General features: G+C 34.8%; 12 protein-coding genes, 3 pseudogenes and 1 riboswitch. Of the genes and pseudogenes, 10 read left to right on the plus strand and 5 right to left on the minus strand.

Features of this window, described 5'->3' with window-relative positions; all coding sequences use genetic code 11:
- Positions 1-262: 262 nt before the first annotated feature.
- The 3 genes from comX (at position 263) to ABH966_RS15360 (ending at position 4,234) form a co-directional block, all read left to right on the plus strand.
- The gene (gene comX / locus ABH966_RS15350; protein WP_370079811.1) at positions 263-421 is read left to right on the plus strand and encodes a competence pheromone ComX; all 159 of its coding nucleotides are present in this window, start codon (positions 263-265) and stop codon (positions 419-421) included.
- A gap of 5 nt (positions 422-426) precedes the next feature.
- Entirely contained in the window at positions 427-2,748 is a 2,322-nt protein-coding gene (locus ABH966_RS15355) for an ATP-binding protein (protein ID WP_370079812.1), read from the plus strand.
- A 193-nt stretch (positions 2,749-2,941) separates the two neighbouring features.
- Positions 2,942-4,234, plus strand: coding sequence for a serine hydrolase domain-containing protein (locus ABH966_RS15360; RefSeq protein ID WP_370079813.1), 1,293 nt, complete (start codon positions 2,942-2,944; stop codon positions 4,232-4,234).
- An 81-nt stretch (positions 4,235-4,315) separates the two neighbouring features.
- On the opposite strand, the gene ABH966_RS15365 is transcribed toward ABH966_RS15360, so the two are convergent.
- The 3 genes from ABH966_RS15365 to ABH966_RS15375 are packed head-to-tail and all read right to left on the minus strand — an operon-like array spanning position 4,316 to position 6,957.
- Positions 4,316-5,602, minus strand: coding sequence for an AAA family ATPase (locus ABH966_RS15365; RefSeq protein ID WP_370079814.1), 1,287 nt, complete (start codon positions 5,600-5,602; stop codon positions 4,316-4,318).
- Complete coding sequence (locus ABH966_RS15370; protein WP_370079815.1) at positions 5,595-6,497, minus strand: tetratricopeptide repeat protein; 903 nt, start codon at positions 6,495-6,497, stop codon at positions 5,595-5,597. The genes ABH966_RS15365 and ABH966_RS15370 overlap by 8 nt, the downstream gene beginning before the upstream one ends.
- A 10-nt stretch (positions 6,498-6,507) precedes the next feature.
- Positions 6,508-6,957, minus strand: a complete 450-nt coding sequence (locus tag ABH966_RS15375; RefSeq protein ID WP_370079816.1) for a hypothetical protein — start codon at positions 6,955-6,957, stop codon at positions 6,508-6,510.
- 408 nt (positions 6,958-7,365) lie between these two features.
- On the opposite strand from ABH966_RS15375, the gene ABH966_RS15380 reads away from it, so the two are divergent.
- The 3 genes and pseudogenes from ABH966_RS15380 to ABH966_RS15390 all read left to right on the plus strand — a co-directional run bounded on the left by ABH966_RS15380 (position 7,366) and on the right by ABH966_RS15390 (position 12,047).
- Positions 7,366-10,227 carry a hypothetical protein gene (locus ABH966_RS15380; RefSeq protein ID WP_370079817.1) on the plus strand — a complete coding sequence of 954 codons (2,862 nt, stop codon included), beginning with the start codon at positions 7,366-7,368 and terminating at the stop codon, positions 10,225-10,227.
- 224 nt (positions 10,228-10,451) lie between these two features.
- Positions 10,452-10,776: pseudogene (locus ABH966_RS15385) on the plus strand (amidohydrolase); the annotation flags it as partial.
- 302 nt (positions 10,777-11,078) lie between these two features.
- Positions 11,079-12,047, plus strand: coding sequence for a glutaminase (locus tag ABH966_RS15390; protein ID WP_370079819.1), 969 nt, complete (start codon positions 11,079-11,081; stop codon positions 12,045-12,047).
- 139 nt (positions 12,048-12,186) lie between these two features.
- On the opposite strand, the gene ABH966_RS15395 is transcribed toward ABH966_RS15390, so the two are convergent.
- Both ABH966_RS15395 and ABH966_RS15400 read right to left on the minus strand, forming a co-directional pair.
- Positions 12,187-13,527, minus strand: coding sequence for an amino acid permease (locus tag ABH966_RS15395; protein WP_370079821.1), 1,341 nt, complete (start codon positions 13,525-13,527; stop codon positions 12,187-12,189).
- Between the two features lie 164 nt (positions 13,528-13,691).
- A riboswitch (glycine riboswitch) is annotated at positions 13,692-13,768 on the minus strand.
- Positions 13,769-14,292: 524 nt separating this feature from the next.
- The gene (locus ABH966_RS15400) at positions 14,293-14,682 is read right to left on the minus strand and encodes a rhodanese-like domain-containing protein (protein ID WP_132357268.1); all 390 of its coding nucleotides are present in this window, start codon (positions 14,680-14,682) and stop codon (positions 14,293-14,295) included.
- A gap of 352 nt (positions 14,683-15,034) precedes the next feature.
- On the opposite strand from ABH966_RS15400, the gene ABH966_RS15405 reads away from it, so the two are divergent.
- From ABH966_RS15405 to ABH966_RS15420, 4 genes and pseudogenes are all read left to right on the plus strand, one after another.
- A complete protein-coding gene (locus ABH966_RS15405; protein ID WP_370079823.1) occupies positions 15,035-15,865 on the plus strand; it encodes a lipoate--protein ligase family protein in 831 nt (276 codons plus the stop codon).
- 202 nt (positions 15,866-16,067) lie between these two features.
- Positions 16,068-16,862: pseudogene (locus ABH966_RS15410) on the plus strand (ribonucleotide reductase N-terminal alpha domain-containing protein); the annotation flags it as partial.
- 93 nt (positions 16,863-16,955) lie between these two features.
- Entirely contained in the window at positions 16,956-17,837 is an 882-nt protein-coding gene (locus tag ABH966_RS15415; protein WP_370079825.1) for an endonuclease domain-containing protein, read from the plus strand.
- A 228-nt stretch (positions 17,838-18,065) separates the two neighbouring features.
- A pseudogene (locus tag ABH966_RS15420) lies at positions 18,066-19,847 on the plus strand (vitamin B12-dependent ribonucleotide reductase); the annotation flags it as partial.
- Positions 19,848-19,993: the final 146 nt, after the last annotated feature.

Genomic DNA, 19,993 nt, shown 5'->3' on the forward strand with positions numbered 1-19,993 from the left:
AAATTTATAATAAAAATATAACGAAGTATTGTGAAAATTAGTACATTATGTGAAAATACTGCGTAATCTATTATTTTTTAGCAATTTATAGAAAATATTGTTGAATGTATGTAAAATAATGGTACAATAAAGTTGAGGTTACATTATTGGTTATTAATTCCTTGGAAAAGAATTAGTGAGAGAAGTTTGAATATACTCAATACTTTAAATGATGTAACTGTGTGTAAAAGGTATAAAAAAACTGATGAAATGAGGAGATTTTATGATTAAAATGATTCAATTTTTAGAGCAAAATCCGTCGATGGTATCTTTGTTAAAAGAAAAAAAAGCTTCTCTAGTTGGTGTTACTGAGCTTGAGCAGAAGGCAATTTTAGACTCGTTTGATGAAGAGCTACGCCCAGAGTGGGGTCTGTGGAACTGAGTTTTTTGAAAAATAATTGGTTTTGTAGTGCTATAAGTATCTATTTAATAATAGGTGTCTATTTATTATTTATTACTTATGGCACTTCTTTTTTAGGTATAAAAATAAAACAAGAAGACGGACAGTGGATTGTTACAGATTCCTATTATAAAGATTGGGCAAGGAAGCAAAAAATATCGCCTGGAGATATTGTGCTAAAAATAGATGGAAGCTCTATTAATGATATTCAGATCATACAATATGATTTTATTATTCGTTCAGCAAATGATTTAACAATTTTGAAACCTAATGGTGATGAAGTACATGTACAAATAAAAACATTTGATATTCCTCAACAATTTTATTATGTATTCGTTGTACCTACTGTATATTATTTCCTATCATTAATACTTTCTGTATATTTGTATATTAAACAGAAGAATACACCGCTATTAAATCTATTAATTCTATTTATTTTAACAGTTTCATTAGCATATGTAAGTATAGGTGCGTCTGGGATATTAAATAATGTAGGGATCATTGTAAATCGTAGTAGTATGCTGCTATGTCCTGTACTTTTAATACATTTTTTAAGGCTTTATTTTGATTTTTTAAATATAAAATGGTTGTTTATAAAAAATATAAAGATACTATATATACTCCCACTTTCGGTAGTATTTTTAAGCATTTATGGTATTAGAAATAACTCCATACATGTTGTGCTTTCAAATGTAATCTTAGGAGCATTTTTCTTATTACTTATTATAATTCTAGGGATTATGATTTCGGGGTATTTTAAATATAAAGTACCACAATTAAAAATATTATTGAGCAGTATAATCATTCCGTTTATACCTTTTCTTTTTTTATACGCGTTACCAGAAGTTATCTTTCATAAACAAATACTCTCTGCAGATATTTGTTCCCTCTTTCTAGTAATAATACCTTTCAGCTTTATATGTACACAGCTCACTGAACGTATATTTGATATGGAATACTTTATTACCCGTTTACGCTATTACTTTAATTTTTCATTTGTTTTTACGATTTGGTTATTAATAGGTCTGTATGTAATTACTGATTTGTCTATTTCAAGAATGGCGGAATTATTCTTTTTTGCCTTCTTATCATTAATAGCACTTTTCTATATTAAAGAGAAAATAGATTATCATAAGCGAAAAATTCTTTTTTCAACAAAAGGGGATTATATCCATCGATTGTATACGACAGTTGATAGTATAGGTAGGGTCGTGAAGATTGAAGACTTGCTAGATAAATTTGTTCAAGAAATTGCTTTACACCTTGAGATTAAACATGTTTACGTATTAACCTATGATTTGCAAACACATCAAGTTACTTCCACAAGTACATCAAAAGACTATACTCAAAATCAAATGGACGAAATATTACTTGAGAATCTCCACATGGGGGATATAAAGAAAACGGAGCATTTTTATATAGCTTTTATCCACCAAGATGTAAATTATAAAAGAATACTAGTCGTAGACCATAATAAATCGATTTATTTAAAGGATGAGGAGTTATTATGGCTTGAATTATTACTTTTATATGTAAATAATTTTATTGAAAATACGAAAATGGTGGAAGGTCTATTAGAACAGTTAAAGCATATGAAAGAGGCTGATAAAAGTCAGCTACCATGGCTCAATAAGCTTCTTTGGCTACGATTTGAACAAGAAAAATATCAATTAGCTCAAGAGCTTCATGATACGGTTTTACAAGAGCAGCTACATATTGCTCGAGAAATGGATGTATGTATTCATGCGAAGAGGACAACGGATATTCAGGTGAACCTTTCTAAGATTCATGATCATATGATTGCATCGTTGAATGATTTAAGAGGCTACTGTGAAAATTTGAAGCCGCCATTATTAGATACACTAGGCTTAAATGCTGCACTTGAGAAGCTTATTCAAAAAGTTCATAAGCGTGCGAATTTTGTTTTAGTTTACACAATTGATCGTCTATATTTAGAAGATGAGCGTTTAAACTTGATGATTTATCGGCTTTTTCAAGAGTTGTTAAACAATGCATTAAGACACTCGTATGCCAACACTGTCGAAATTCATTTGTTAGAAACAGACGATGGCTTTGAAATTATTTATTTAGACGATGGTGTAGGATGCCAAATGGATGGAATTATTGTTTCTGATTCAATGGGAATCAGGGGAATGCAAGAGAGGGTACATGCTTTTAATGGCCAGTTTTCTATCAATACCAATGTAGGAGAAGGAATGTCCATTCGAATTAAGATAAATGAAGGAAATCATACTCATCCCTATGACTACGATACTTATAATAGAAAGCCAACTCTTAGTAGAGGATAATATATGAATAGAAAGAAAGATATGAACCATTTAAACACCTCCTAATCTTCTCGTATTGTGTAGAAATTACAGTGCGAGTTGGATTGGGAGGTTTTGCATTGAAGTATATAGAACTTCAAGATATGCGGATTTGGCAACTCATCAGGTAAAAAAATTAAAGAATGATTATTCATTTTAGTAAGGAGAAACTCACATGCTATTAGAAGAACGGTTAAATAATTGGGTAGATTCTTATAATCGAAACGGTTATTTGAATGGTACTTTATTAATTGCATCTAATGAGAATATTCTTTTAAACAGAGGGTTTGGTATGGCGAATTGGGAGCATAGCATTCCCAATGTACCCACAACTAAATTTCGTATAGGGTCGCTCACGAAAGCATTTACAGCGATGGCAATATTTCAATTGCATGAAAAGCAAAAGTTGAATATAAATGATTGTGTAGGAAAATATCTACAAGATTATCCGAATGGTCAACAGATAACAATATTTCATTGTTTAACTAATAGTTCTGGAATACCTAATTATACAAATGCCCCTGATTTTTGGTTTCGCACAATGAGATTGCCATCAACATTAGATCAGTTAATTGATTCCTTTAAAGAAAGGGAATTAGAGTTTGAACCTGGTAGTAAATTTGGCTATTCGAATTCAGCGTATGCGTTGTTAACGGCTATTATTGAAGAAGTTTCAGACATGTCTTATGCAGATTATATACAGCAGCATATATGTCATCCATTAGGTATGTATCATACAGGCTGTGATGATGGGGTGAAGCTTGTTCCAGGTTTAGCTTCTGGTTATTCATTTTGGGAAGAACCCATTCATTCAGCGTATGCGGATATGTCATTCCCATTAGGTTCCTACGGTTTATATTCAACAACAGAGGACCTATTTATTTGGGATCAGGCATTAACATCATCCAAAATACTTCGCAAAGAATTAACAGAGAAAATGTTGACTCCAAATCTTGGATCCTATGCGTGTGGCTGGATGGTCTCTGAAGTAATGGGGAAAAAATGTGTGCATCATTTTGGAGATATTAGCGGTTATTCAAGTGATTTCCTTAGATTTGTTGATGACCAAGTTACGATTATCTTTTTAAGTAATATGAATGTTACACCTGTCATGCACTTAAGTAGAGAGATTGCAAAGATTGTTTTTGATAAAAATGTATCTTCACCGGCACCTGCAGTTCCGATAACGTTCACAAAGAAAGAATCTATCGTGGGACAATATTTAATGGAAAATAAAGTACTTACTATTTCTATTAAAAATGAAGAGCTTTATCTAACGGTCCCTAAGATGTATGGAGCATTATATAAATTTAAGCTTATACCAATTAGTCATGACGCTACGAAAAGCACTTTTTTAACAGAGATGATTTATGAACGATTGATATTTTATTATTCATTATCAGGCGAAATAGAGTGTGTGCAATACGTTGATTGTTATGAAAAATCTTATACGCTTCATAAGCAATAGATGGAGAATCAATATCATATTTTGAAACTTAGAAAGAGGCATCCCAAATCATTAGTTGAGATGCCTCTTTGATTTTATTCATTATATGCGCTTAGCGTGAATACGAAGATACTTTTCGACATCATTGTAAAGTCCTGATTGATTTGCGTATTTCACGTAGTTTTTTGCAGTACGTAACCAATCTAATGTAGATGGTTGTATCTCTTCTAAAACGTGTAATAAATCATTAGTTGTGATTGGACGTTCATCACCGGTTGCTAAAATTTCAGCAAGTACATTTTCAGTAGCTAATTCAATCATATTTTCAATGTCTGCACCTGAGAAAAATTCTGTTTGAGCGGCTAGTGTTGCTACATCTATTTCTTCAGCATATCTTCCCGCTAGCTTCAATTTAAAAATTTGCTCTCTCGCTTTTTTATCTGGTGGAGCGACAAAGATGAGACGGTCGAATCGACCAGGGCGCTTTAAGGCATTATCGATATCCCAAGGGGTATTTGTAGCAGCCATAATAAGCACTTCATCTGTGCTTGTATCAATTCCCTCTAACTCTGTAAGGAATGTGTCGATGATTCCTCGAGTATATTCAGAAGCTTTAGACCGACTCATACCAATCGTGTCTACTTCATCAAAAAACATAATACTTGGCTTTTGAAAACGCGCTTTATCAAAAGCAGCTTTTAAATTTTGTTCACTTTCTCCAATATAGCGATTTAATATGTCTGTAATATGAACAGGATAGAAATTAGCCTTACATTCACCAGCGGTTGCCTTGGCGATAAATGTTTTTCCACAACCCGGGGGACCATAGAGAAGAACGCCGCCGCCAACTTTTTTTCGAAACTTAGCAAATAGACCTTTGTTATAAAATGGGCTAATGATACGTAAAGTAATGGTCTTTTTTAAGTCATCAAGCCCAGCAACATCTGTAAAAGTGATTTGTTCCTTACCTTTTTTTACTGCTTTAGGGGCTTTACCATCAATAACTTTTAACCTAGGTGTAAAGTCTATTAATTGATCCGACTCGGTTTCTTCACTTTTGACTTCTCTTTCAAGTAATTCTTCTGCTGAAGCGGCAATGTCTTCAGTAGTCTCAATCACTTCATCTAAATCAGGACTTTCCTGCTCAATAACTGGTGATTGGATATCCATTGACTTCGTTTGCTGAATTTGTATACTCGTTTTTGTTAATTCATTAATGATTTCCATACGTAGTGCATCATCTGTACAGAGAGAAATTCCTGTTGAATACGATTGTACAGCTTCTAGCCAGCGATCGTTTTCAGCAAGCTCTTTTCCAAGCCAGTAATGTGCTTGAGGGTCAGTTGGGCTTTGTTCCACCATTTGCTGTAACCATTTAATTTTATCCATATCGATAACCCCTTATTTTTCTTAGCCCTTTTGTCAAAGGAACTGATATCCATGTATAGAGTGCAAGTACTACATAGCATTTTAAAAACAGCATGGCTAGACTATCAAACCCTAATGCTATTAATAAAAAGGTTAGCCCAATCCCTACAAGCCACATGATAGAGGGACCCCCTAAACGTTCCATAAAACGATTAGGCGCTAGCAGAGGGTGAGTTGTAATTTCCATCTCTTCTAATATAGATAGTAATGTTTGATCCTCAGGATTTAAAAGAAAGGCTTGTCTGTAATATTCTTTCGCTTCTTTTTCATTATTTCGGAAGGAGGCATTTATTCCAAGGTGCAACAATTTTGCAACTTCACTATCTGCTGAATTCATATATTGTTCTAATGCAAGGATTTGTTGTTCTTTACTTCCATGTACACCTTGTAAAATAAAGTTTCTACGTAACACATATGAATTTTCTGGATCTAATTCTAATGCTTTATTGATTAATAACTTTGATTTATTACGATATCCTGTTTGTTTCATTAAAACAGCATAGCTTGCATGTGTTTCTGCATTATTTGGATTTAAGCGAAGTGATTCAAGAAAGGCTTTTTCTGCTTCTTGCCATCGCTCCGTTTCCATGTATAGATGGCCGAGAAAATAAAATATGAGTTCCTCATCGAATCCTAATCTCATGGCTTCATGAAATTGTTCTTCAGCTTCGTCAAATTCATTTATTGCATAGTTACTGTAAGCTAACATATACCAAAGCCCGCTATTTTCAATATTGTCTTGTAATTCCTCGTTAATAAGCTCGATAACTTGGGGATATTTCCCTATATTAAAATAATGATTAATAACTTCAAAGGATGGTTCTTCATATTCATCATATTCTTCGAATTCACTCATAATATACCTCCTATAGTGCTAGTAAGAATAACGTAATCAAAGCATCGATTAAGCCAGAGAAGATGATTGCGATAAACCCTGGCTTCCATAATGATTCAGCAACACCATCTACTGCTAAATGTTCTTTATATGGCTCGTCTAAAAAAACGAAGAAAATGAAAAAACAGGCAACCCCAAATAGTCGGCCAACTAATTTAATATACTTTTCATCTATGAGGATTAGTTGTTGACCAATTGCGTAAACGATTGCAAGCTTCGCAATAATAAGTACAATACTAATAATCGTTAACAACTGTATGTATTTTTTCTCGATTTTTAGCCATTTAGCGTTTTGTATACCTAGTATGGTAATGGCAAAAATACCACCAAACATAGCAACAAAAAATAGATTACCAATCTCGTAGCTTCTTGTCCTGTCTACTTCATTGTTTGTTAAACTAGGTTCATAAAGATTTTCCATAATACCATCAAGCTCCTTGTTCCCTATTAATATCCTAATAATAGTTGTATTATACATATATTTCTTGAAACTGGAAACACCTTCTTTGCAGGATTGTAAAACGGTTATTATGCTCCTTAATTCTCATTACTTACAATATTGTTCAGGTTAATTTTTTGAATCAAATTCATTTAATGATCTCTTTTGTTTCGTCGTTTTGGATCTCATTATCCCAAGTGAATGACATTTGCTGTGAAAATGTGGAAGGGGAAATAAGTAGTATTAAAATCAATGGATAATCAAAATATTATTATTTTCGTTATTGGAATAGGGAGGAAATACACTTTTTAGAAATATTCAATAAAATGAAGAGAATTATTAAAAATGTAACCGATATAATTCAATAGATGATAGAGGAGGTATGAAAATTTGAATAAAAAATTATTTTTGACAGCAGCAGCTATCCCAGTAGCTCTTATTGTACCAACAGTTGCAGGAGCAGCAGCCAATACAGTTTCCATCACAGGACAAAATACAGTAAATGAAACTTTAAAAGCTTCTATTGAAAACTTACCAGCAAATTCGATTGTTAAAGGTTATCAGTGGTATTATGTAGATGGTTCTAACGATTCAACGAATAAACCAATCTCTGGTGCCACAACAGCGTCATTTACAATACCAGTAGAAGCGGCAGGCAAAGCAGTTTTCGTGGAAGCGACTACAACAAATGGCGATAAGTATAAGAGTGAACCCCGTTCGATTAATGAACTAAAACTTTCAATAACTGCGCCAAGAATTGATAGTAGTTCAAATTATGCAGTACCTGGTGAATTGGTACAAGTCGCAGGTGCGATTGTAACCGATGATGCCGGAGCAAAGTTGAAAAGCAGTCAGATTACATATAGCTATCAATGGTTTTATAAAGTAGGTGAATCCTTCACAATAATTGATGGAGCTACTAACGACACATACCGAATTCCTAATAATGCTTTAAGTATTGGCATCACAGATATAATGGTTAATGTAAAGGCAAAGGTAGGAACTGCTTTCGTAGAATCTGAGTTTTCTAGTGTGGTAACAGTATCTAACGAACCATCTGAGTCAATGATTAAGGAAATAAAAACTTTACTAATAAATGACAACAAATATAATGTAAAAAGTTTAGAATCTTTTAAAGCAGAAGTAACGGCATTAGAAAGTAAATATCAGGCACTATCAACTGCAGCAAAGGCGAATGTGACAAATTATGACGTATTAAAGAGAGCAGCTGCAGATGTAGATTTAATTAGCAAGTTAAATGAGAAAGTAGATAAGGTAAAAGAGGTTAATGAAAAAGACCTACCGAAATATTTAAAAGAAATCGATGAGTCCTATGATAAGTTTGATTTATTACAACGTAGTTTAGATATAAATGATGCTTTATACAATAGTATTAAAAACATTTTGATAGATCCGTCACATATTGAAGAATTTAAAGAAGTTAGAAGACTAAATCAGGCAATTGTAGAATTGTTAGCATATAAAAATTCTTTTGTTACGTATGTACCTACTAGCATAGAATCTTTACAAACAGCAGTTGAAACAATTGAAAAGGATATAGCAAAATTATCTCAAACTTACCGAGCAACTGTTCAAAATCAAACAATTTTAAGTGATGCTAAGTCGGATATTAAAAAGATTGAACAATTTATTAAACTTTTCGATAAGCTGTCACAAAATGATTCGCCTAGCAAACAGGTGACAACAGCAAAATCAATTCGTACGTCTTATGAAAAGTTAACTTATAAACAACTTCAACTTGTACCAGCAAAATATATTAGTACATTACTTCAAGCAGAAAACGCAGAAAACAGTCAAATTGACAGATTAAATATCGAGATTGACAATTATGTAGGCGATGTGGATGACAGTTATCCAATTGATCCGTCAGTAACTACTTGGCAAAGTCATGTTAATAATGTAAACCGTATTATTAATGAATATAAGGGCTTAACGAAAAATTCAGCGGCTAAAATTGTCGGATATGATAGCATGGTAACCCTGCAAAAGGATTTTAAAGCAGCTGAAAAAATTATTAAGGACATGGACGCCTATCAAAAGCTATCAGTAACGCCAGGGGTAGCTGAAAGTAAGTTGAAAACTAATTACACTAATGTATTGAAAGCTTATAATAAGTTAACTAGTCTACAACAATCACTTGTTTATAATGCAAACGATTTTTTATTAAATACCCCGACTATTACGGTTGATTTAAATGGTAAGGAACCTGCTGATAAAGCTGCTGCATTGGCTTTAAAGGCTGATGTTGATAAGCTTACTGATGTAACGAAATATACGTTTACCCAATTCGAAAGTGCTGTTAATGCAGCAACAACAAAATATAAAAACTTATCTTCCGCTGGACGAAAGTACGTAACAAACTATTATTTATTAACAGCGGCTAGTAAAGATCTTTCTGGTGTTAAGTCATTCCATAAAAAAGTGCAAACTGCAAGAGAAGAAACAGATGCTACGAAACAAGCGAAAAAAATTCAAACAGTACAAACTGCTTATGCAAAGCTACCTGCAAATCAACAGTTTCTAGCAAAACAGCAATATGAAGACTTGCTTAACCATCGTTTAGAAGATGTTAATGCACCAGATATCACAAAGTTAAATAATGAAATTGCAAAAATTGTCTCAAACGATACGTATACAGTTTCAATAGAAAAAATTAATGAGCTTTCAACGCAATATAATAAGCTGAGCTCTAGTGATAAAAAACGTATTACGAATGCGTCTATCTTAACAACAGCGGTTTCCGATGTGAAAAAAGTAGAATCATTTATGAAGACGTATGAAAAATCATTTACTAATAACCCAACAACTGTCATTAAAGCTTTTTATAAGCTAACATCAAAACAAATGAGTTTAGTCAGTCCAGAAATACGACAATCCATTATCGATAAGGATCAAGGTCAACAACAGTCTAATGAAAGTGCTTTGAAGTTAGTAGAATCAATTAATTCACTCCTTGTAAATGGTGAATATATTGATGATTTGGAGACTAAAGTAAAAGAAATTCGTACAGCATATGATGGCCTTAGTGCTTCAGAAAAGAGCATCGTAAAAAATTATTCTAAGCTAACACAGGCCGAGAGTGATTTGAAAAAGGTAGCCGATGTACATGCTCTTTATGTACCTTCGACAGAAGAGAATGCAGCAGCTCGTAAAACTTGGCAAACTGCTTACGGTAAGCTCTCGAAAAAATTAGAAATTTTATATAATAAAATGTATGCAAACGATTTATAAAAAATAGTTTAAACTAAAACCCCGAATAACGAATTTATTCGGGGTTTTAGTGTGTGTGCCTGGAAGGTGGATGTCGATAAAAATTAAAAGTTGGGTGATAAAACGTGAAAGTTAGTCGATAAAATTCAAAAGTTGGTTGATAAAACAAAAAAATGTTCCGATGAAATTCAAAAGTTGAATGACATTATGTTAAAAGGATGTCATGTGGATAAGTTGATTGGAGAGAGGAAAATGGTTCAGGTAAAGCTTATATGGAGAAAGCTGGTATTTTTGATGATGTCAATGATGCAATATCTTATCATCCTGGTACTTTTACATCTGTTTTGACTTACACCTCTCTAGCAAACTATGCAGCTACTTTTAAGCTTAGCGAGAAGCAGCCACATCACATTTAGGAAGAAGTGCATTAGATGCAGTTGAACTCATGAATGTTGGGGTAAACTATTTACATGAGCATATCATTCCAGAAGCACGCATTATGCGGTTACAAACATAGGAGGATCGTCTCCAAATGTCGTTCAACCATTTGCAGGGGTGACATACTTAGTGATTTAGGAATACCAACTTATGAAATAGACTGCTGTTGATTTAATTGACAATCCAGTACTTATTGAAGAAGCTAAAAAAGAGTGGTAGGAACGTCTGGATGGGGAGACTTATGTTTCGCTAATTCCAGAAGGCTAAGCCTCGAAAACTTTAAAAAGTCTTTAAAAAGTTATACCAAATAGAGTCTTCGTAGGGTAAACTATGGAGACTCTGTTTTTGCCTATTATTAAGTTTTTTTCTTAGTAAAGTGTATTTATTGAGTAGTTATGGCGTAAAAATGCCGTTTTTTGAAAGGAGATCACAAAATGCCGACAGAACATATCAATCATAATAATCAGCTTGCGGCAGAATGGGTGAAACAGTTTCGTCCTTACGCAAAAGAGGGGAAATGCGCAAGCTATATTCCCGCTTTAGCGGAAAAAGATCCAAATCAATTAGCGATTTCGATTATCGGTACTAATAATGAGGAAATGAAAGCCGGAGAGACAACTGAACTATTTACCCTGCAAAGTGTTTCAAAAGTCGTTACATTTATTTTAGCGTGTATGGAACGAGGGCTACCTTATGTTTTAGAACGAGTAGATGTTGAACCTACAGGTGACACCTTCAATTCAATTATTCGTCTAGAGAGCCATCAACCTGGAAAACCTTTTAATCCAATGATTAATGCAGGTGCAATTACAGTATCCTCTATGCTTGATGGAAATTCTCCGCAAGAGAAGGTTTCAAAAATCCTTCAATTTTTAGAACAAATCGTTGGCAAGGAATTAAAGGTTAATGAAGAGGTTTATCAATCTGAGTGGCAAACTGCAAATCGAAACCGTTCATTAGCCTATTATTTAATGGATTCGGGCTTTTTAAATTGTCCTGTAGAAGAAGCATTAGAGGTATATTTGAAACAATGTGCTATTGAAGTAAATGTTTCGGATTTGGCAATGATTGGTTTAGTCATTGCCAATGATGGCTATCATCCTCATTTAAATAAACAGCTCTTCCCTAAACAAGTAGCAAAATTAGCGAAGGCATTGATGGTTACTTGCGGTATGTATAATGCTTCTGGGAAATTTGCGGCATTTATAGGATTACCCGCTAAAAGTGGTGTCTCTGGGGCAATTTTGGCGGCTGTACCAAGTCACGCAGGCTTAGATTCACCTTTTCCTACCGGCTGTGGTATAGGCATTTATGGACCAGCAATTGATGACATTGGGAACAGTGTAGCCGGAGTGAATTTACTCAAGCATATTGCTACCGAGTGGAATATGAATATTTTTTAATCAATATGAAAGATGACTTCGTAAATGGACGTAGTCATCTTTTTTGTGATTTTACTTCGCTTTCGCACAATAAATAAAGCCCTGAATAGGTACACTTTCTTTAAAAGTGTCACTATTCGGGACAATTCATTTTACCGTATTAGTTCTTTCTTTTCATTTTATAAATAATCATTAGTATGATAAACCAAATTGGTGTTAACAGTAATGCGGTACGTGTTGCCTCTGAAATGAACATGACTACTAATAGAAAAGCAAAGAAGGCAAGTACTAAATAGTTCACGAACGGAGTAAAAGGTGCCTTGAAAATCGATGCTTCATGAAGTGCGCGATTTTTACGTTTATAAATGATATGAGAGATTAATATAATACTCCATACCCATATAAAGCAAATAGCACTAATCGTTGTAACAACACTAAAGGCGTTTTCAGGCATTAATTTACTTAGTAATGCACCAGCGGAAACTACAATTGCAGAAACAACGAGTGCGTTACTTGGCACACTGTTTTTATTGAGCTTTGCAAACTTTGGCGAAGCTTGCTTGTTGTTCCCAAGATTAAAAAGCATACGGCTAGTAGAAAATAAACCACTATTACCGGCAGAAGCGGCAGATGTAAGTACGACAAAATTAATAATACCTGCAGCAATTGGAATACCAGCTAGTGTAAATACTTGTACAAATGGACTACTAGAGGCAGACATTTCATTCCAAGGATTAATGCATAAAATAACAAATAATGCCCCTACGTAGAATAATAAAATGCGTAATGGAATTTTGTTAATGGCAGAAGGAATATTTTTTTTAGGATTGGCTGTTTCAGCAGCAGAAACCCCTACTAACTCGACACCAACAAAAGCGAAAACAACCATTTGGAATGCCATTAGGAAACCGTGTAAGCCGTTCGGGAATAACCCGCCATGTGCCCAAAGATTTTCAACAGAAACTGTGCCAGAGCTTGTTTGAAAACCTGTAAATAACATGAATACTCCAATCACAATCAGTGCCACAATTGTAATGACTTTTATAAGTGCAAACCAAAATTCTAGTTCGCCAAATAGTTTTACAGTTAATAAATTCAACATTAATAACAGTACTAAACAGCCAATTGCAGGCACCCATTGTGGTATATCAAACCAATATTGTACATAAACGCCGACAGCAATAATATCTGCCATAGCGGTCATGATCCAGCAGAACCAGTATGTCCAGCCAGTGATGTAACCTGCCCAAGGTCCTATGTATTCGGATGCAAAATCAGTAAACGATGTATAGCCAGCATTCGATAATAATAGTTCACCTAATGCCCGCATAACAAAAAATAAGGCGGTTCCGACAATGAGATAAGCAAAGATAATGGAAGGTCCCGCTAAAGCAATGGCTTTGCCTGATCCTAAAAATAAACCAGTACCGATTGTTCCACCAATCGCTATGAGCTGCACATGGCGATTTTTTAATTCACGTTTTAATTGTTGTTGTTCCACGTTAATCCCCCTCAAAGATACGTAAAAACTATGACTGGAAAATAAAAAAAGAGACTAGTAGTGACACTAGTCTCGTAAATGACAGAATAACAAATACCAATTGCGGATGTTGTATGTAAAAAAAGAAAACATTCGTGTGGTATAGCTTTCATGTTGAAAGTTGATATTACTCCTCTGTCCTTTTGCCTGAGATAGTGAACCCTTCGGCGACGCAAAATGCGCTCTCTCCAGAACTGCTCCTGCTATAGTGTTATCCATAGCATTCATAGCTTATATTGTATGTCTGTATGACATTATTTTAAGATATTATAAATCCTATCAGTGCCTACTTAATTATTCAAGGATAAATTTCAGACATTTTCAGAAAAAAAGAAGAATGGAGTTCATCTAGGTAAATACTTTACGAAAAATAGTATTTTTAGACATATGTAAATTTAAGGATAATGTTTTAATTCGCGGTATATGGAGTTGGAAGAGATGAAAATTGGAACTAGCTTAGGAAGCGGCTCGCATTTTGGTAAAGGAATGTGAAAGAGAGTATGTATCTTTCGTTGCTTTAACTTACTCCAACTAACTTGTCAGACATTAAACAAAATATATAATATAGTAGAAACTCAGAATTTTTTGCAAAAAGTAAACCATCTCATAGTCATTTGAGATGGTTTCTTTTAGTTTAAACAATGTGATATAGGTAAATATAAATAAATTTACTTTGTTTCCGTGAGTAGATTTATTTATATTAGTCACTAATGTCTTATTGATTTTTTAATTTTGTTTTTTGGACTTTATTTTACCTGTCCAAGTACGGAAGCCGCCTTGAAGTTGGTAAATTTGGTTGTAGCCACGTTTTTTAAGAAATAAAGCAGCACGTGAGCTACGGCCTGTATTTTGACAGTATAAATATACTGGTAAATCTGGGCGGATTTCTTTGTGACGTTGACGTAGAGTAGTTGAAGGAACATTGCGTGCACCAAGGATGTGACCAGCATCAAATTCTTTTTGTTCACGTACGTCGATAAGCTGTGCTTTACGATAGCCTTCAATAAATTGTTCTTGTGTTAGGTTTGTTACGGCTTTTTTTAGTCGTAGGGCGTTAATGCCGATATAAGCAATTACAACTACTAAAATAACACCGATTGTGATAAGTATGTTCAACAAAATTTCTTACCCCTTTCTATCTTCTTTATTATTATAAAAGATGCGCTAGCGATAGTCCAATGAGTTTGATAAAATAAATTAGATTGTGGCTAGAATTAATTTATCTCTATTTATATGGATTTTATTAGTGAACTGTCACAGTATCTTTCCACTATTTTCTTGGATTAGGGTGGTGGATACTTTCATAAAGAATAGAACTTAACGCACGGTGTCAAAATTTTGAGAAGCATTATTTTTGGCTCATAACAAAGAATTGGATAACATTTGTTAAAATGAATGCCATATATAAGGTGACTTATTTTGTACACTTTCGCTAAAGTTTAATTAAATATTTGTAGGAGATGAAAATATGACAACTTGGTATTTTCTAAATTCAGGGAAATGTAGCCCTTCTTTTAATATGGCATTAGATGAAGCATTACTTGATTGGCATAGTGAAGGTTTAATTCCACCAGTTATTCGTTTTTATGAGTGGGAGCCAGCAACACTTTCGATTGGCTATTTTCAACAAGCGAAAAGAGATATCAATCTAGATGCGGTACGAGAACAAGGACTAGGCTTTGTTCGTCGTCCAACAGGTGGTAGAGCTGTTTTACATGAACATGAATTGACTTATAGTGTCATTGTTTCAGAAAGCTATCCAAATATGCCTGAATCAGTGACAGAGGCGTATAGAGTGTTAAGTGAAGGTATATTGAAAGGTTTTCATAATCTAGGTATGGATGCTTATTTTAGTGTACCTGATACAGAAGAACAAAGAGCAGACTTAAAGAAACCAAAAAGCGCAGTTTGCTTTGATGCGCCAAGCTGGTATGAGCTTGTTGTAGAAGGTAAAAAAGTAGCGGGTAGTGCACAAACTCGTCAAAAAGGTGTTATTTTACAGCACGGAGCTATTTTACTTGATTTAGATCAGGAGAAATTATTGTCTGTTTTCAATTTTTCAAGTGAAGAAGCGAAGGACCGTATGCGTAGAAAGATGCCAGAGAAAGCGGTTGCTATCAATAATCTTGTCAAAGAACCAGTGACTATTGAACAATGTGTGACAGCTTTTCGTGATGGTTTTGCAAAATCGTTGCAAATTGATTTAAAACCATTTACACTTTCTGAGGAGCAATTAGAATATGTACATGCACTAGAAGAAAAAAAATATGCATGTGATGATTGGAACTTCAAAAAATAAAAAATGGTATAAGAAAAATATTTTTTTATCGTTCAACCCTTGTAATAACAAGCAGTTCGGATTCTATTCGAAATTGCAAGAGTTGAATTAAAAAACTATATATAGTATCTTTTTTAAAGAAACATACACAATATGTAGTGTTTAACGACACATGATATTGTGTATTTATTATTGTAATGCAGAAAACAAGGGAGGCAAAACGATGGTACTTACAAATCATCAACCCGAAGTAAACAAATTTGAACAGTTAAACAAAGATATTGAACAATTTCCACAGGTTCATCCTGTAACACCTAATATGCACATAACGCATAAAGGTGTATCTAGACTTGTGATGATCGATCGCTACTCGTTTAAGGATACGGAGAAGAAAACGTTAAAAGCCGGTGATTTCGTCGTATTAACAGTGAAGTCAGATCCAAAATTCCCTGCACGTGGTTTAGGGACAATCCAAAAGCTTGATATGTCTACAAAAACAGCAGAAATTTTGATTGAGGAAGATTACCGTAGTGCTTTAGATGATCCGAAAGAGCAAGAAACGGGTGTGATTACGCGTTCAATTGACGTGCTAGAAAAGCCTCTTGAAATATTTTATGAACAAATCGCAAAACGAAATGCAACAGGACTTGCTTCTGTTGAAAAAACACCAGAGAAACGCCAAGAATGGTTTGAGAAATTTTATGAGCAGTTAGTATCATTAAAATTCATTCCAGCTGGACGAGTTATTTACGGAGCAGGATCTGAAACAGATGTAACGTTCTTCAACTGTTACGTAATGCCATTTGTAGCAGATTCACGTGAAGGAATTAGTGATCACCGTAAGCAAGTAATGGAAATTATGAGCCGCGGTGGTGGTGTAGGGACAAATGGTTCGACATTGCGTCCACGTAACACTTTAGCACGTGGTGTAAATGGTAAATCATCTGGCTCTGTATCATGGTTAGATGATATTGCGAAGCTGACTCATCTTGTTGAACAAGGTGGTAGCCGCAGAGGTAAGCATAATCTAGGTGCTTCTGCGTAAACAAACCTCGTGAATTGCTGGAAACTCTTTAACGGAAATATTGTCACTTTAATCGAGGTGGGAATTATGGATGTTTATGATGCGAAACAGCCACAGACTTGTTTAATATGTGGTTTTACAATAAATCATAATAAACAAGGTTGGTATACGTCTCATTTGAAAAATGAGCATAACTTAACGTTAGATAATTATTTAATATCTTATTTTTATCCAATAGAAATGGTTACCTGCCAATATATTTTATGTAATAAAGAGGTTAAATTGAGGCGTGGTATTCCCAATCAATTTTGTAGTAGAAGCTGTCGAGGAAAAGGTGAGCCTTTAACTTGTGTAATTTGTGGAAAACTATTCGATGAAAAACATCGGCAGACTAAAACTTGTAGTAAAGAGTGTGCGAGTAGGCTTCGATCACAAAATACAGGAAAATGGCATAATGAAATGCCGGATGAACAAAAGAAGGTTCATTTTGAAAATATCATTTCAAAAACAGCTAAAACTAGAAAAATAAATGGAACTCCTTCATGGAATAGCGGTAAGACAGGGGTTTATAGTGAAGAAACCATCGAAAAGATTCGACAAGCTGCATTAAAGCAACTAGAGAGGGAAACATTTAGAAAAACTAGTATTGAAAGAGCTTTAGAGCATTTCTTAGTTGAACAATCAATTCCCTACAAATATTCCTTCATCTTTGAAGGAGCACAATTTGATTTTCTACTATTAGGGACAAATATTCTAATTGAGTGTGATGGCGATTTTTGGCATAGGAATCCAAAATTTTATTCCACTTTTTATGAAGTTCAAAAGAGGATAAAAGCCAGGGATATTGAAAAAAATCGAATTGCAGCGGCTCACGGGTACACTTTACTTCGTTTCTGGGAAGATGAGATAAAAAGTGATTTTGAAAATGTTAAAAAACGCATTATAAATGCACTGCTAGCTACAACGTAACTGGAAACGGTAAGCGTGAATGCTTGAAAATAGCAGTGGGATAAAGACAATCAGCAGCCAAGCCTCTTTCAGAGAGGAAGGTTCAACGACCATCGAAAGCACGCTATGTTAGCGGAAGTGAGTAGAGTAGGAGTGAAGCCACTCCGAAGTGCGAGGACATCTAATAAGATGTAAGATATGGTCTCAACTTCTATGGTGACATAGAGAGTGGGTATAGCGAACCCGCGTAAGAAATCGGCACAAATGATTATGCTGGCAGATTGGCATCCTGATATCGTGGAATTTATTATTTCGAAAATGCAAAATCCACGTATTCTTCGATACCTAATCGAAAATACAACGGATAATTCAATTATTCGTCTAGCAAAAGAAAAATTAAACTTTAAGCCTCTTTCATCTCAAGAGGAAGCTATGTACCAAGGTATTGTTAACTATAAAGGTATCGAAGGCTTAGGCGGTTTTGATACGGCTATTATTCGTGAAGCAGAAAACAAACTTCGTGATGGTGGTACTTATACTGTTCACAATCAAGAGTTTTTAACTGGTGCAAATATTTCTGTAACATTAACAAAAGAATTTATGCAAGCTGTAGAAAATGACGCTGACTTTGAGCTTCGTTTCCCAGCTGTTGAAGAATATACAAAAGAAGAGATGGCTATTTACAACAGTGAATGGCATAAAGTTGGAGATGTACGCGAATGGGAGAAAATGGGCTATAAAGTACGCACTTACCGCACGATTAAAGCGAAGGAATTATGGAATTTAATCAACGTTTGTGCAACATACTCTGCAGAGCCAGGTATTTTCTTCATCGACAACGCTAATGACATGACAAACGCAAAAGCTTATGGTCAAAGCGTTGTAGCGACAAATCCGTGTGGGGAACAACCACTTGCACCATATTCTGTGTGTAACTTAGCGGCTGTGAACTTAGCACAGTTTGCGAATAAGGAAGATCAAACAATTGATTATGAAGCACTACGTGAAACAGTTCGTGTTGGTGTTCGTATGCAAGATAATGTTATTGATGCTACACCATACTTCTTAGAAGAAAACCGTGTACAAGCTCTTGGAGAGCGTCGTGTTGGCTTGGGTGTAATGGGCTTAGCGGACTTACTAATTTATTGTGAGAAAGAATATGGCTCAGAAGCGGGTAATGAGCTAGTTGATGAAATCTTTAAAACGATTGCTGAAACTGCGTATGAGACGTCAACGGAGCTTGCAAAAGAACGCGGTAGCTTCCCATTCCTTGTAGGAGCAACTGAGGAAGAGACAGCACGTTTACGTAAAGCATTTACTGAAACAGGCTTTATGCAAAAAATGCCTGCACACATTAAAGAACAAATTTTAGCAACTGGTATTCGCAACTCACATTTACTGACAGTAGCTCCAACTGGTTCTACTGGTACGATGGTTGGTGTGGCAACAGGTCTTGAGCCATACTTCTCATTCACATATTACCGTTCTGGTCGTTTAGGTAAATTCATCGAGGTAAAAGCAGAAATCGTACAAGAATATTTAGGACGTCATCCAGAAGCTAATGAGAATGAACTTCCTGAATGGTTCGTTACGGCTATGGAGTTAAAACCAGAAGCACATGCTGATGTACAATGTATCATCCAAAAATGGATCGATTCATCTATTTCAAAAACTGTAAACGCACCAAAAGGTTATACAGTACAACAAGTTGAAAAAGTATACGAGCGCTTATATAAAGGTGGCGCTAAAGGTGGTACGGTCTATGTAGATGGTAGCCGTGATTCACAAGTACTGACACTAAAAGCTGAAGAAAATGATATGGATCAACTATCATTTGAAGAAGAATTAGTAGAAGTACCAACGAAGCGTCCTGTTGTATTAGTAGATACGATTCAAGCATTAGAATCGACAACAGTTATTGGTTCGGATGTAGGGAATACTTGTCCTGTATGCCGTAAAGGAACTGTTGAAGAAATTGGTGGCTGTAATACATGTACAAACTGTGCTGCACAGTTGAAATGTGGCCTATAAAATAATGAAAAAGTGTCTATCTCGTCAAAATGACGGATAGACACTTTTTTTATCTTCATTTAGACAAAAGCTAACTACGGAAGTACCCCCACCTTTGAGGGGGAGGCCTAAGCACAAAGCCGATTGCCGTCCATTAAGACAGAGGC

This window comes from Lysinibacillus sp. RC46, assembly GCF_041262385.1.
Taxonomy (GTDB): Bacteria; Bacillota; Bacilli; order Bacillales_A; family Planococcaceae; genus Lysinibacillus.

Excerpts from the sequence above, each read along its gene's own strand:
- ABH966_RS15375 (WP_370079816.1), bottom strand. The coding sequence starts at position 6,957 with ATGGAAAATCTTTATGAACCTAGTTTAACAAACAATGAAGTAGACAGG.
- ABH966_RS15405 (WP_370079823.1), top strand. The coding sequence starts at position 15,035 with ATGACAACTTGGTATTTTCTAAATTCAGGGAAATGTAGCCCTTCTTTT.
- comX (WP_370079811.1), top strand. The coding sequence starts at position 263 with ATGATTAAAATGATTCAATTTTTAGAGCAAAATCCGTCGATGGTATCT.
- ABH966_RS15365 (WP_370079814.1), bottom strand. The coding sequence starts at position 5,602 with ATGGATAAAATTAAATGGTTACAGCAAATGGTGGAACAAAGCCCAACT.
- ABH966_RS15370 (WP_370079815.1), bottom strand. The coding sequence starts at position 6,497 with ATGAGTGAATTCGAAGAATATGATGAATATGAAGAACCATCCTTTGAA.
- ABH966_RS15415 (WP_370079825.1), top strand. The coding sequence starts at position 16,956 with ATGGATGTTTATGATGCGAAACAGCCACAGACTTGTTTAATATGTGGT.
- ABH966_RS15360 (WP_370079813.1), top strand. The coding sequence starts at position 2,942 with ATGCTATTAGAAGAACGGTTAAATAATTGGGTAGATTCTTATAATCGA.
- ABH966_RS15390 (WP_370079819.1), top strand. The coding sequence starts at position 11,079 with ATGCCGACAGAACATATCAATCATAATAATCAGCTTGCGGCAGAATGG.